Annotated in this window: 11 protein-coding genes; 6 read left to right on the top strand and 5 right to left on the bottom strand. The window is 74.0% G+C overall.

Annotated elements, in window-relative coordinates:
- Positions 1 to 130: 130 nt before the first annotated feature.
- The gene (locus tag ACICHK_RS35765; RefSeq protein ID WP_406840168.1) at positions 131 to 1,057 is read left to right on the top strand and encodes a LysR family transcriptional regulator; all 927 of its coding nucleotides are present in this window, start codon (positions 131 to 133) and stop codon (positions 1,055 to 1,057) included.
- 40 nt (positions 1,058 to 1,097) lie between these two features.
- Here the strand turns inward: ACICHK_RS35765 and ACICHK_RS35760 are convergent, their stop codons facing one another.
- The 3 genes from ACICHK_RS35760 to ACICHK_RS35750 form a co-directional block, all read right to left on the bottom strand.
- Positions 1,098 to 1,265 (bottom strand): hypothetical protein, encoded by a 168-nt coding sequence (locus ACICHK_RS35760; protein WP_192582702.1) that lies wholly within the window; start codon positions 1,263 to 1,265, stop codon positions 1,098 to 1,100.
- 146 nt (positions 1,266 to 1,411) lie between these two features.
- The gene (locus tag ACICHK_RS35755) at positions 1,412 to 3,547 is read right to left on the bottom strand and encodes an MMPL family transporter (protein WP_406840167.1); all 2,136 of its coding nucleotides are present in this window, start codon (positions 3,545 to 3,547) and stop codon (positions 1,412 to 1,414) included.
- A 207-nt stretch (positions 3,548 to 3,754) separates the two neighbouring features.
- On the bottom strand, positions 3,755 to 4,276 hold the full coding sequence (locus tag ACICHK_RS35750) for a MarR family winged helix-turn-helix transcriptional regulator (protein WP_406840166.1): 522 nt from the start codon (positions 4,274 to 4,276) through the stop codon (positions 3,755 to 3,757).
- 157 nt (positions 4,277 to 4,433) lie between these two features.
- Here ACICHK_RS35750 and ACICHK_RS35745 point away from each other — a divergent pair, with 157 nt between their 5' ends.
- The 3 genes from ACICHK_RS35745 to ACICHK_RS35735 all read left to right on the top strand — a co-directional run bounded on the left by ACICHK_RS35745 (position 4,434) and on the right by ACICHK_RS35735 (position 9,026).
- Positions 4,434 to 5,960, top strand: coding sequence for an SDR family oxidoreductase (locus tag ACICHK_RS35745; protein WP_406840165.1), 1,527 nt, complete (start codon positions 4,434 to 4,436; stop codon positions 5,958 to 5,960).
- Positions 5,961 to 6,628: 668 nt separating this feature from the next.
- Positions 6,629 to 8,002: a cryptochrome/photolyase family protein gene (locus ACICHK_RS35740; protein WP_406840164.1), complete on the top strand. Its 1,374-nt coding sequence runs from the start codon at positions 6,629 to 6,631 to the stop codon at positions 8,000 to 8,002.
- A gap of 211 nt (positions 8,003 to 8,213) precedes the next feature.
- Positions 8,214 to 9,026 (top strand): DUF4142 domain-containing protein, encoded by an 813-nt coding sequence (locus tag ACICHK_RS35735; RefSeq protein WP_406840163.1) that lies wholly within the window; start codon positions 8,214 to 8,216, stop codon positions 9,024 to 9,026.
- 74 nt (positions 9,027 to 9,100) lie between these two features.
- Here ACICHK_RS35735 and ACICHK_RS35730 read toward each other — a convergent pair whose 3' ends face one another.
- Positions 9,101 to 10,156, bottom strand: a complete 1,056-nt coding sequence (locus tag ACICHK_RS35730; protein ID WP_406840162.1) for a MerR family transcriptional regulator — start codon at positions 10,154 to 10,156, stop codon at positions 9,101 to 9,103.
- 111 nt (positions 10,157 to 10,267) lie between these two features.
- Between ACICHK_RS35730 and ACICHK_RS35725 the strand changes: the two genes are divergently transcribed.
- Complete coding sequence (locus tag ACICHK_RS35725) at positions 10,268 to 10,861, top strand: sigma-70 family RNA polymerase sigma factor (protein WP_151473115.1); 594 nt, start codon at positions 10,268 to 10,270, stop codon at positions 10,859 to 10,861.
- 13 nt (positions 10,862 to 10,874) lie between these two features.
- On the opposite strand, the gene ACICHK_RS35720 is transcribed toward ACICHK_RS35725, so the two are convergent.
- Entirely contained in the window at positions 10,875 to 11,693 is an 819-nt protein-coding gene (locus ACICHK_RS35720) for an MBL fold metallo-hydrolase (RefSeq protein ID WP_406840161.1), read from the bottom strand.
- A gap of 105 nt (positions 11,694 to 11,798) precedes the next feature.
- On the opposite strand from ACICHK_RS35720, the gene ACICHK_RS35715 reads away from it, so the two are divergent.
- Positions 11,799 to 12,401: a TetR/AcrR family transcriptional regulator gene (locus tag ACICHK_RS35715; RefSeq protein WP_406840160.1), complete on the top strand. Its 603-nt coding sequence runs from the start codon at positions 11,799 to 11,801 to the stop codon at positions 12,399 to 12,401.
- Positions 12,402 to 12,445 lie beyond the last annotated feature (44 nt).

The raw sequence follows: 12,445 nt of genomic DNA, 5'->3' as shown, positions 1-12,445 counted from the left end.
ATCGTCGCAGCCCCCGGTCCGGACCGTCAAGGAACGGCGGTCCGGTCTCGCATCGCGGACCGGCGAATTTCACGAGGGCGTGACAGGGAAACCCTTGAACCGGTCCGGAAGACGGCAGCATTCTGCCGCTGTGCGAATAGAGCAGCTGGAATACATCGCGGCGGTCACCCGGCTCGGCTCGCTGCGCCGGGCAGCCGAGGAACTCCATCTGTCCCAGCCCGCGTTGAGCGAGACCGTGCGGAACCTGGAGCGCGAGCTGGGCGTCGACCTGCTGGAGCGCAAGCGGTCGGGTGCGCGGATGAGCGCCGAGGGAAGGGAGCTGCTGCCGCACATCGTCGACGTGCTGGACGCGGTGGACCGGCTGCGCGGCGCGGCGGGCGAGCAGTGCCGCGTCCGCCGGATGGTCCGGGTCGGCACGGTGAACGCGGCGACCGTGCCGCTGCTCATTCCCACGGTCCGGGACTTCAGGGCGGCGCATCCGCTGACACAGGTGGAGGTGGTCGGCGCCCAGCAGGCGGAGATCCACCGGACGCCGGCCGAGGGCGGTCTCGATCTGGGCCTGGTGAACCACCTCGACGGCGACGATCTGCCCGCGGACTTCGAGTCCACCCGGCTGCTCGGCGGGCGGCCGGTGCTGTGCGTCCGCCCGGACAGTCCGCCGGCGGCGCCGGCCGCGGTGTCACCGGACGATCTGCCGGCCGGGCACGAACCGCTCATCGCCATGCGCGCGGGCTATGTGATGCACCGTTACGTCCACCGGTTCCTGGAGGGCCGGGTGCCCGGGTTCTCGTACTCCACCGACGGTGCCGAGATGGGCAAGCTCATGGTCGCCGAGGGACTGGGGGTGACCGTGCTGCCCGGCTTCAGTGTCGTCGGCGATCCCCCGGAGAGGTGCGGCGCGATCACCTGCCGGCCGCTCACCGACGGCACGACACGGGTCCTGCTGATGCTGCGGCGCCGACGGGCCGATTCGGTGCCCCGGGCAGCCCGGGCGCTGCACGCCGCGTTCGTCCGCAGGGCGGAGGAACGCGGCGGCGAGCTGACGCGCGGGGAGTGACCCCGGCACGCCCGGGGCGCGAACCCGTCACGGCCCCCGGTCAGTCCTCGTCCCCCACCGGAACGACCACGAGGAAGGCGTCCGAGTTCAGGTCCATGACGACCGTCGCCTGCAGGCCCTCGGTACGGCGTCGGGCCGCGTACTCCTCCGCGGTCCAGGATCCGCGCGGAGCCCCGGCGGGAAAGCGTTCCAGCACCTTCGTGCCCATGACCAGACACCTCCAGTTCTGACGTCGGACCCGGAGCGACGAGTCCCGTGGGATGCGGTTGCCCGGTTTTCTCCCTGACATGTCAGGGCGTTCGCGGCCGTCCGGGGACGGCCGCGAACGGCCGGAGGGGCACGTTCCGCCGCCTCTCACACCTCGACGCGCTCGCTCCCCCGGGCTCCGGACGCGGGCTCGGGCTCGGCTCCGGGCTCACGGCTCAGCGCCCCCGGCCACCAGGCCCGGCGGCCGATGTCACGGACCAGCGCGGGCACCAGCAAGGAGCGGACGACCAGGGTGTCGAGCAGAACGCCGAAGGCGACGATGAAGGCGATCTGCACCAGGAAGGCCAGCGGGATCACCCCGAGGGCGGCGAAGGTCGCGGCCAGCACCACGCCCGCCGAGGTGATCACCCCGCCGGTGGCGACGAGTCCGCGCAGCACGCCCTGGCGCACCCCGTGACGCAACGATTCCTCACGGACCCGGGACATCAGGAAGATGTTGTAGTCCACGCCGAGGGCCACCAGGAACACGAAGCCGTACAGCGGCACGGACGCGTCGGTTCCGGTGAAGCCGAACCCGTGCCGGAACACGAGCGAGGAGATGCCCAGGGTGGCGAGGAAGTTGAGCGCCACCGTGGCCACCAGGAGCACCGGCATGAGCAGCGAGCGGAGCAGGACGGTCAGTATGACCAGGATGACGGCGAGGACCACCGGCACGATGAGCGTCCGGTCGCGTTCGGCGGTCTGCCGGGTGTCGTACTGCTGGGCCGCGTAGCCGCCGACGATCGCGTCGGCGCCCGGTACGGCGTGCACCGCCGTGCGCAGCCGCGCGACCGTGGCCTTGGCCGCGTCGCTGTCCGCGGCGGACCGCAGGGTGACGTCGACGCGGACCCGGCCGTCGACGACCCGGGGCGCTCCCCCGCCGGGCCGCCCGGACTCCGTCACCGCGGCGGCCGACGCGACACCGTCCGTCGCGCGCGCCGCGGACGTGACCCGGTCGACGCGGTCCGCGTTCGCGATGATCACGGCGGGGTTGCCCGAGCCGCCGGGGAAGTGCCGTCCGAGGGTCTCCTGAGCGGCGACCGACGGCGCGTCGTCGACGAAGATCTCGGAGAGCGGGATGCCCTTCGCGGTCAGGGTGGGCGCGAAGGCCGCGCAGGCGAGGAGCCCGGCCAGGGCCATGGCCCAGACCTTGCGCGGCGCGCGGTCGACCAGGTCCGCGACCCGGTTCCAGATGCCGCCGCCGGTGCTCACGTCGCCCGCCGGGCGGGGCTTGGCCGGCCAGTAGGCGGCGCGGCCGAGGAGCACCAGGACGGCGGGCAGGAAGGTGAGCGAGCTCAGCGCGGCGCAGACCACGCCGATGGCGCCCACGGGACCGAGCGACCGGTTGTTCGTCAGATCGCTGAGCAGCAGCGCCAGCAGTCCGAGGGCGACGGTTCCCGCGCTCGCGACGATCGCGCCCCAGGACTGGCGCAGCGCCGCCCGGGCGGCCGCGATCCGGTCGGCGCTCAGGGCGAGTTCCTCGCGGAACCGGGCGCTCAGCAGGAGGGCGTAATCGGTCGCGGCGCCGATCACGAGGATCGAGAGGATGCCCTGCACCTGACCGTCGACGCGTACGACGTCGTGGTCGGCGAGGACGTACACGACGGCGCAGGCCAGGCCGAGCGCGAACACCGACCCGAGGATGATGAGGAAGGGCAGCAGCACGCTGCGGTAGACGAGCAGCAGGATCACCAGGACGGTCGCCAGGGCCACCCCGAGCAGGAGCCCGTCGATCCCGGCGAAGGCGTTGCCGAGGTCGGCCTGGCTGGCCGCGGGTCCGGCGATCCCCACGGTCGTGCCGGGGACGCCTCCGGCGGCGGTACGAATGCGGTCGACCGTGTCGGGAAGCTGCTTGCCGAGGTCGGGCCTGAGCTGGACGACACCCTCCAGCGCCTTGCCGTCGTCCGACGGCAGGGCGGGTGACGGGCGGCCGACCACGCCGGGCGTACCGGCGAGGGAGGCGAGCGCGCGGGTCGCGGCGGACTGCCGGGCACCGGCCGTGGAACCGTCGCCCTCCACCGTCCACACGACGATCGCGGGCAGCGTCCCGGACTTCTGGAAGGCGCGCTGCTGCTCCACCACCTTCGTGGACTCGGCGCTGCGCGGCAGGAAGGCGGCCTGGTCGTTGGTGGAGACCTCGCCGAGCCGGCCGGCGTAGGGGCCGAGGGTGCCTCCGATGCCGAGCCAGGCGACGAGCAGGACGACGGGGATCAGCCACAGGGCTCGTCGCGGGGTGAGGGACATCGCTCTCCAGGTTTCACGTACGGGTGTCTCGATGAATGACAATCTCAATGATCGAGATATCTCGCGGCCAGATGGTAGACCATGCCCGGACTTCCGGCCCCGGCTGCCGTACGGATGCGCCGGACGGCGGCTTCCGCGCCCGGGACGCGCGGGATCCCCCGCCGCCGGGCGACGGGGCGGGGCGCGTGCGGACGTCCGCCGCCGGGTTCAGCGCCCGGGGGACCGTACGGCCGAGAGCCGTTCGTTCATCGTGGTCAGGAAGCGGAGCACCACGGACAGCTCGTCCTCGCTGAAACCGGCTCGCACGTCCGCCGTGACGTCGGCGAGCGGCCGGAAGTGGGCGCGCGCGGCCGACCTCGCGTCGGGAACGTAGTGGAGGTGGACGACCCTGCGGTCGGGGCTCTCCCGGACGCGTCGGATGTGGCCCGCGCGTTCGAGCCGGTCCAGACACGCGGTGACCGCGCCCGAGGTGAGTCCGAGGTGCTCGCGCAGCCGGCCGGGCGTGAGCGGCTCGGGCGCGTCGAGGATCGCCGCGAGCGCCAGCACGTCCGTCGCGTGCAGACCGTGCTCCCCGGCGAAGCCGTGGACCAGCCGGTTGATCTCACCGTTCATCCGGCGCAGCTGGACCGCGAAGGCGTGGAGGTCCGTCGTCACGCCCTGTTCCCGCTCCCGGCCCGCATCGGGGACCGGATCACCCGCCCGGTCGTCACGGTCGTCTCGTCTGGCCACGTGATCAGCCTATAGAAGCCCCGGCACCTCCCCCGTACGGGCGCCCGGCACCCGGCGGTCGCCCCGTCCGGCGCATCCGCGGGCGGCGCCCGGGTGGAAGGGATCAGGGAAGGAGGCGGTCCCCCAGGGGGCCACGGCGGCGACCGACGGAGGACCCATGAGCGACGAGGAGACCCGCACCGGCCCGAGGTGCCTGGTGACCGGTGCCACCGGCTACATCGGCGGACGGCTGGTTCCCGAACTGCTGGCCGCGGGGTACCGGGTGCGCTGTCTGGCCCGCTCGCCCGCCAAGCTGCGCGACTACCCCTGGGCGGGCGAGGCGGAGGTGGTGCGCGGCGACGTCACGGACGCCGACTCGGTCGCCGAGGCGCTGCGCGGGTGCGAGGTCGCGTACTACCTCGTGCACGCCATCGGTTCGGGCGGCGACTTCGAGGAGACGGACCGCAGGGCGGCCCGGATCTTCGGCGAGCGGGCCCGGGCGGCGGGTGTGCGGCGCATCGTCTACCTGGGCGGCCTCACCCCCGCGGGCGTACCGGTCGATGAGCTCTCCCCGCATCTGAGGTCCCGGGCCGAGGTGGGACGCATCCTGCTCGACTCGGGGGTACCGACGACCGTGCTGCGCGCCGCCGTCATCATCGGCTCGGGCTCGGCCTCCTTCGAGATGCTGCGCTACCTCACCGAGCGGCTGCCGGTGATGGTGACGCCGAGCTGGGTGCACACCCGGATCCAGCCGATGGGCGTGCGCGACGTGCTGCGCACCCTGGTCGGCAGCGCCGGGATGCCCCCGGAGGTCAACCGCGCCTTCGACATCGGCGGCCCCGACGTCCTCACGTACCTGGAGATGATGCGGCGGTACGCGGTCATCGCCGGGCTGCCGCGCAGGCTGATCTTCCCGGTGCCGGTGCTCACCCCGCGGCTGTCCAGTCACTGGGTCGGACTGGTCACCCCGGTGCCCGCGTCGATCGCGCGCCCGCTCACCGAGTCGCTGCGCCACGAGGTCGTGTGCCGCGAGCACGACATCGTCCGGTACGTCCCCGACCCCCCGGGGCGGCCGATCGGCTTCGACGCCGCCGTCCGTCTGGCACTCCAGCGGGTGCGCGACGCGCAGGTGACCACCCGCTGGTCGTCGGCCTCGTACCCAGGGACGGCCAGTGATCCGCTGCCCACCGACCCCGACTGGGCCGGCGGCAGTCTCTACACGGACGAACGCGAGCTGACCGTGGACGCGTCGCCCGAGAAGCTGTGGCGGGTCGTCGAGGGCATCGGCGGCGACAACGGCTGGTACTCCTTCCCGCTGGCCTGGGCGGTGCGCGGCTGGATGGACCGACTGGTGGGAGGGGTGGGGCTGCGGCGCGGACGCCGGGACGCCAACCGGCTGCGGGTGGGCGACTCCCTCGACTTCTGGCGGGTGGAGGAGATCGAGCCGGGGCGTCTGCTGCGGCTGCGGGCCGAGATGAGACTGCCGGGGCTGGCATGGCTGGAGATGTACGCCGAGGTGACGGACGACGGGCGCACCCGCTACCGGCAGCGGGCCCTGTTCCATCCGCACGGGCTGCTCGGGCAGCTGTACTGGTGGAGCGTCTCGCCGTTCCACGCCGTGGTGTTCGGCGGCATGGCCCGGAACATCGCGCGGGCCGCCGAGAACGCTCCCGTCGGCACGACGACCCCCGCCCCGGCCCGCTGACCCCCGCACCCACTGACCCCCACGCCCACCGCCGCCCCTCGCCCACGCCCACCGCCGGCCCCGCGTCCGCACCCACCGCCGGCACCTCGCCCACATCCACCGCCGGCACCGCATCCGCACCCACCGCCGGCACCTCGCCCGCACCCACCACCGACCCCGCGTCCACGCCCACCACCGGCACCGCATCCACGCCCACCACCAACTCCGAGTACGCACCCACCGTCGGCACCTCGCCCGCACCCGCCACCGACCCCGCGTCCACGTCCACCGCAGGCCCCTCGTACACACCCGCCTCAGGCCCCGCGTCCGCGGTCTCCCGTCGGCCCCCGCGTCCGCGACGGGCCGTCGCCCCGGGCGTATGTCCGCGCTCCTCCACTCCCGACAGGTCCCGCGCTCCCCCGCGCCGACGCCTCCCGACGGGCCCGCGTCCACGCAGAACCGACACCGACGCGCATCGGCGCTCCCGATCCCGACGGGCCCGGTCCACGGCGGGCGGCCCGTGTCCGTGCGTGCCGGACCGCAGGACGCCCGCACGAGCCGCACGAGCCGCACCGAACCGCACGCCCCGAGCCGTACCCCGCAAAGCCGCGCGCAGCGCATCCGCGCGGACCGCCCGAGCCGAAGCAGACCGACGCCGTACCCCCTCAGCACCGCCCCGGAGCCACCCCATGACCGTCTCGATCGTCCTGTACACCTCCGACCTGCGCCTGCACGACCACCCGCCGCTGCGCGCCGCCCTCGACGGCTCGGACGCGGTGGTGCCGCTCTTCGTCCGCGACGAGGCCGTGGCCGACGCCGGGTTCACCGCCCCCAACCGGATGGCGTTCCTCGCCGACTGCCTGACGGATCTGGACGCGGGGCTCCGTGAACGCGGCGGCCGTCTGGTGGTGCGCTCCGGCGACGTGGTGGCCGAGGTGGTCAAGGCGGCCGCCGAGGCCGACGCCGACGAGGTGCGCGTCGCGGCGGGGGTCAGCGCGTACGCGCAGCGCCGGGAGGAGCGGCTGCGCTCCGCGCTGGAGGCGGAGGGACGCCGTCTGCACGTGCACGACGCGGTGGTCACCGCGCTCGCCCCCGGCGCCGTGACCCCGGCGGCCTCCGACCACTTCGCCGTCTTCACGCCCTACCACCGGCGATGGGAGCGACAGCCGTTGCGGGACCCGGTCGCGGCTCCCCGGGTCGTCCGGGTGCCGGACGGCGTCGGTTCGGAGGCGGTCCCCGCGCGCTCGGACGTGTCCTCGGTGTCCGAGGGGCTGGCCCGGGGCGGCGAAGGGGAGGCCAGAAAACGGCTGACGGCCTGGCTGCGCGACGGGATCGGGGCGTACGAGGACCGCCACGACGACCTGCCCGGCGACGCCACCTCCCGGCTCTCCCCCCATCTGCACTTCGGCACGCTGTCCCCGGTCGAGCTGGTCCACCGGGCGCGCGGCGCGGGCGGTCCGGGCGCCGAGGCGTTCGTGCGGCAACTGGCGTGGCGGGACTTCCACCACCAGGTGCTGGCGGCCCGGCCGGACGCGTCCACCGCCGACTACCGTCCCCGGCACGACCGTTGGCGTTCGGAGGCCGAGGCTGCGGACGACATCGAGGCGTGGCGGGAGGGGCGGACCGGCTATCCGGTGGTGGACGCGGCGATGCGGCAGCTGCGCCACGAGGGCTGGATGCACAACCGGGGACGCCTGCTCACCGCGAGCTTCCTGGCCAAGACGCTGTACGTGGACTGGCGGGTCGGGGCCCGGCACTTCCTGGACCTGCTGGTGGACGGCGATGTCGCCGACAACCAGCTCAACTGGCAGTGGGTGGCGGGAACGGGCACGGACAGCCGGCCCAACCGTGTCCTGAACCCGGTGACCCAGGCCAGGCGTTACGACCCGGACGGGGCATATGTCCGACGCTGGGTGCCCGAGTTGGCCGGAATCGCGGGCCGTGCCGTGCACGAGCCGTGGAAGCTCCGGGGCCAGGACCGGGCCGCCCGCGACTACCCGGACCCGATCGTCGACCTGTCCGAGGGGCTGGCCCGGTTCAGGAGGGCCCGGGACCTGGACTGACGGCGTCACCGCGACCGGGTGCACAGGCCGGGCCGAACCGAATATAAACTGCCGAGGATTTTACCTGTTGTAGAGATTCCTCAGCGGTGCGCCGCCGTACAAGTGGTCGTCCGAACCACTCGTACCGGATCCGTGTGCACCGGATCCACCGCGCGGCCACCCCGGAGCCACCGCTCAGGAACCGCCGTACCCGCCCCCAGGAGGCTCCTCGATGCGCATTACACGGAACGTGGGAACCCTCGTCGTGACCGGTGCGTTGACGCTGACCCTGGCCGCGCTCGCCTATCCGTCCATGCTGGGGATCCAGACCACGTCCGCCGCCCCGGTCCGCGTCATCGCCAACCCCTCCTCCGGGCCGCTGACCGAGGCCGACCGCGACTTCGTCGTCAAGGTGCGCGCGGCGGGGCTGTGGGAGTACCCGGTCGGACAGCTGGCCCTGCAGAAGGGGACCACGCCGGAGGTGCGCACGGCGGGACAGCACCTGATCGCGGGCCACGCCGGACTGGACGCCACGAGCCGCAAGGTCGCCAAGGAGCTCGGCATCACGCTCCCCAACAAGCCGTCCCCGCAGCAGCAGGGCTTCGTGGCGACGCTGAGCGCGGACTCCGGCTCGAAGTTCAACACCGACTTCGCCAACATCCTGCGCCTGACCCACGGACAGATCTTCTCGACCGTGGCGAAGATCCGCGCCACGACCGAGAACACGCTCGTGCGGCAGCTCGCCGACCAGGCCAACGACACCGTGCTCGACCACATCACCGTGATGGAGAAGACCGGACTGGTCGACTTCGACCAGGTGATCATCCAGGAGACCAGCCTCCCGAAGGTGCCCGCGGTCAACCTGACGCCTCCGCCGCCGCAGCCTGGCGAGCCCGAGGTCGTCCTGACGCCCCCGGCGGGCGGGGCCGCGCTCCCTTCGGGCGGGGCGTCGCTGCCTTCGGGCGGGGCGTCGCTGCCTGCGGGCGGGGCGTCGCTGCCCGCGGGCGGGGCACAGCTGCCCTCTCCGACGCCGACGGTGGGCTGACCGGACGGTCACGGGAACGGCGGCCGTCCGGGCGGGAGTTCGCGACGGCGGCCGTACGGGCGTCGGGGCACCCGTCAGCCCGGCGGACCGGTCGAGCCGTCGGCAGGCGGGCCGGTCCGGCCGCCCGACAGGTTCACCAGCGAGGACAGCGCCTCCCGCAGTCCCGCCGGCCGGAGCATGTCCGGTTCCGTGCGCCCGGCCCAGCCGGGGCCGCCGAGAAGGACGGTGGGACGCGCGCGGGCGCCCTTGACCCCCCAGGTGGTGGCCGCGACGTGCCGGGCCAGGGGGCGGTCGGCCGTGGAGCGGGTCTGGGACCACAGCACGACGGCGACCGGCCCCAGTCGCCGGACCGCCGCGGTCAGCGCCTCCGGGGGCACCGCGGGGCCGAACATACGGGTGGGCAGGCCCTGTTCGACGAGTGCCGCGTGCAACGCCTCCAGCGGGAGGCAGTGCTGTTCGCCCGGTACGCAGGCCAGCACGATCGGTCCCGCGCCGGTGGCCGGCGCTCCGGGACCCACCGGTCCGGGGGCGCGGTGCAGCACCCGGGAGATCTGCCACGACAGCAGGTGCTCCACCTCCACGTAGCGGTCCCCGGCGGACTCCCACTTGCGGCCCACCGCGTGCAGGGCCGGCACCATCACCTCCTCCCAGCCGACGACCACGCCGTGCCGCTCGACGAGCGAGGTCAGCTGGTCGCCCACGGAAGGAGCGTCGAGGCGTACGGCGGCGCGCGCCAGGCCCTTGCACTCCTGCCGGGGGTCCCCGAGGGACTCCGCTCCGATCGCCGGTACGAGGAGGGCCGGCTCGTCGGCCGCGCCCCCGGCCCCGGGCGCCGGCGGGCCGGACAGCCCCCTGGCCGCCCTGGCCGCCTCGGCGGGCGGCACTCCGGCCGAGGTCAGCCGGCACATCTCCTCGAGCATCGCCACGTCCTGGGGCGTCCAGCGGCGGTGCCGCCCGCCGGACCGGACGGCGGGTCCCATTCCGTACCTGCGGTCCCAGGAGCGCAGCGTGGTGGGTGACACTCCGAGGCGGCGGGCCAGCGCGCCGGTGGTGACACCGGCTCCGGCGGATCCCGTGCCCGGCTCCCGCCCCTGCTCCGACCGCCGCCGCTCCGACCGGCTCTCACCCATACGGCGACTATACGACGCAGAAACGATGCGAGTTGTCGCCTCTGTCCCATGGTTCACACAATCGATTCACGGGCCCCGCACGGGGAGTTCCCGGAGCGAGGAGCCATGGCCATGAGCGCAGATCCGACTGCCGACCAGCCGACCGCGGAGCCCGGGGACGCGGTCACGGACACGGACCTGGCGCGCGGCATCGTCGACGGGGACGAGGCCTCACTGGCCACCGCGTACCGGCGCTGGGCGCCCCTCGTCCAGTCCCTCGCCCGGCGCTCGCTGGGCGACGCGCGCGAGGCGGAGGACGTCACCCAGCAGGTGTTCCTCGCCGTGTGGCGGGGCGCGCGCGGCTACCGCCCGGAGCGCGGCACGGTCGCCGGCTGGCTCGTCGGCATCACCCGGCGCAAGATCGCCGACGCCCTGTCCGCACGGACCCGGCGCGGCGAACTGGTGGGCGCGGCCGGCGCCCTGCTGGTCCTCGCCGACGACACCCGGACCCGCCCCGAGGCCACGCTGGACCGCGTCCTCGTCCGGCACGAGCTGGCCAAGCTCCCGACACCGCAGCGCCGGGTCCTGCACCTCGCGTTCTACGAGGACCTCACCCAGACGCAGATCGCCCAGCGCACCGGCTGGCCGCTGGGCACGGTCAAGAGCCACTCCCGGCGCGGCATGCACCAGCTGCGCGACTGCCTGCGCCCGGCGGTCGAGGTCTGAGCGCGGGAGGCGCTCACGCCCCGCCGGTGTACCGGGCCAGTTCCCAGGGGTCGTGGGCGCTGAAGACGTCGACCTCGTCGCCGTGCAGGCGGACCAGTTCCCGCAGCCGCGCGTGGTTGGCGAGCCGCAGGGGCCGGTCCACCTCGGCGGTCTGCTGGAGGAGGTCCAGGCCCGGGTGGCCCGCGGGGCGGTCCGGGTCGATCTCGCGGTGGAAGTAGTAGGCGTCACCGCACTGCAGGAGCCATCGCCCGGAGTCCTCGACGGCGATCGCGCTGTGGCCCCGGGTGTGCCCGCCGAGCGGGACGAGCAGGATCTCCGCCTCCAGGCCTTCCAGCGGCTGGACCGCGTCGAAGCCGAACCAGGGGTCTCCCGAGGGCTGCGCGTACGTGACCCAGTGCGGTCGGTGCGCCCACTGGGACGGCCGGTAGCGGACGCGGTCCTCGGGATGGACGCCGGGTGCCGCCATGGCCGCGCGGTGCTCGGCCTCGCTCAGATGGACCTTGGCCCAGGGGAAGTCGGGGAGGCCGCCGGCGTGGTCCACGTCGAGGTGGCTGAGCACGACGTGCCGTACGTCCTCGGGCCGAAAGCCCAGGGCGCGGACCTGGTGCAGCGCGGTCTCGGCGAGGTCCAGGGCGGGCCGGGCGCGGCCGAGGAAGTCCGCGCCGAGGCTCTCCTCGGGCCGGGCCACGTCCGCCGTACCGATGCCGCTGTCGACGAGGACGAGACCGTCGCGGTCGGTCTCGACGAGGAGGCAGTGGCACACGGCGGGCAGGCCTCCCTCGTCGGTGTCGATCGTCCGCAGGGAACCGCAGTTCAGGTGGTGGATCTTCACGATGAGTCCCTCTCGGGCGCATACGGGTGTCCCCAGGTGGCGCCACCATTAGATAACGAACGTTCGTGAGCTAATAGCGAACGGTCGTTAGGTTAAGGTGGGCGCATGAGCCCGCGCAAGTCCGTCGCCGAAACCGCCGCCACCCGCGACCGGATCATCGGGAGCGCCCTGGCACTGGCCTCCGCCGAGGGCCTCGAAGGGCTCACCATCGGACGTCTCGCCGCTGATCTGGCGATGAGCAAGGCCGGTGTGATCGGCCACTTCGGCAGCAAGGAGGCGCTCCAGCTCGCCGTGCTGGACGCGGCCGTCGAGCGGTTCACCCTGCGGGTGCCGGCGCGGGCGGTCGGAGCGCGGCCCGGCACGGAGCGGCTGGCCCGCGCCTACGACGAGTGGATCGCCTACATGGCCGAGGGCGAGGGCCACGGCGGCTGCTTCCTCACCTCCGTGGCCACCGAGTTCGACGGCCGCCCCGGCCCGGTCCGCGACGCGGTCCTGGCCGCTCTGGACACGTGGACCGCGTACGTCAAGGCGGAGATCGACACGGGGATCGGCGTCGGCGAACTCCCCGAGGACACGGACGCGGACCAGCTCGCCTTCGAGCTGGGCGGGGTGGTCCTCGCGGCCGGCCAGTCCGTCAAACTGCACCGCGACCCACAGGCCCCGGACCGGGCGCGCCGCGCCGTCGCCCGGCTGCTCGGCGCGCCCTGAGGACTCACCGCCGAAAAGCCCCGGGCCGGGCGAAGTCGCCCGGA

It is taken from the genome of Streptomyces sp. AHU1 (genome assembly GCF_045343905.1).
GTDB classification, from domain to species: Bacteria; Actinomycetota; Actinomycetes; order Streptomycetales; family Streptomycetaceae; genus Streptomyces; species Streptomyces triticiradicis.
Note: the sequence above shows the minus strand (reverse complement) of the source record. Positions and strands in the feature narration are given on the sequence as shown.

Bases quoted from the DNA above. Each gene is read 5' to 3' on its own strand.
- ACICHK_RS35760 (WP_192582702.1), bottom strand. From the start codon at position 1,265: ATGGGCACGAAGGTGCTGGAACGCTTTCCCGCCGGGGCTCCGCGCGGA.
- ACICHK_RS35745 (WP_406840165.1), top strand. From the start codon at position 4,434: ATGAGCGACGAGGAGACCCGCACCGGCCCGAGGTGCCTGGTGACCGGT.
- ACICHK_RS35730 (WP_406840162.1), bottom strand. From the start codon at position 10,156: ATGGGTGAGAGCCGGTCGGAGCGGCGGCGGTCGGAGCAGGGGCGGGAG.
- ACICHK_RS35755 (WP_406840167.1), bottom strand. From the start codon at position 3,547: ATGTCCCTCACCCCGCGACGAGCCCTGTGGCTGATCCCCGTCGTCCTG.
- ACICHK_RS35740 (WP_406840164.1), top strand. From the start codon at position 6,629: ATGACCGTCTCGATCGTCCTGTACACCTCCGACCTGCGCCTGCACGAC.
- ACICHK_RS35715 (WP_406840160.1), top strand. From the start codon at position 11,799: ATGAGCCCGCGCAAGTCCGTCGCCGAAACCGCCGCCACCCGCGACCGG.
- ACICHK_RS35725 (WP_151473115.1), top strand. From the start codon at position 10,268: ATGAGCGCAGATCCGACTGCCGACCAGCCGACCGCGGAGCCCGGGGAC.
- ACICHK_RS35735 (WP_406840163.1), top strand. From the start codon at position 8,214: ATGCGCATTACACGGAACGTGGGAACCCTCGTCGTGACCGGTGCGTTG.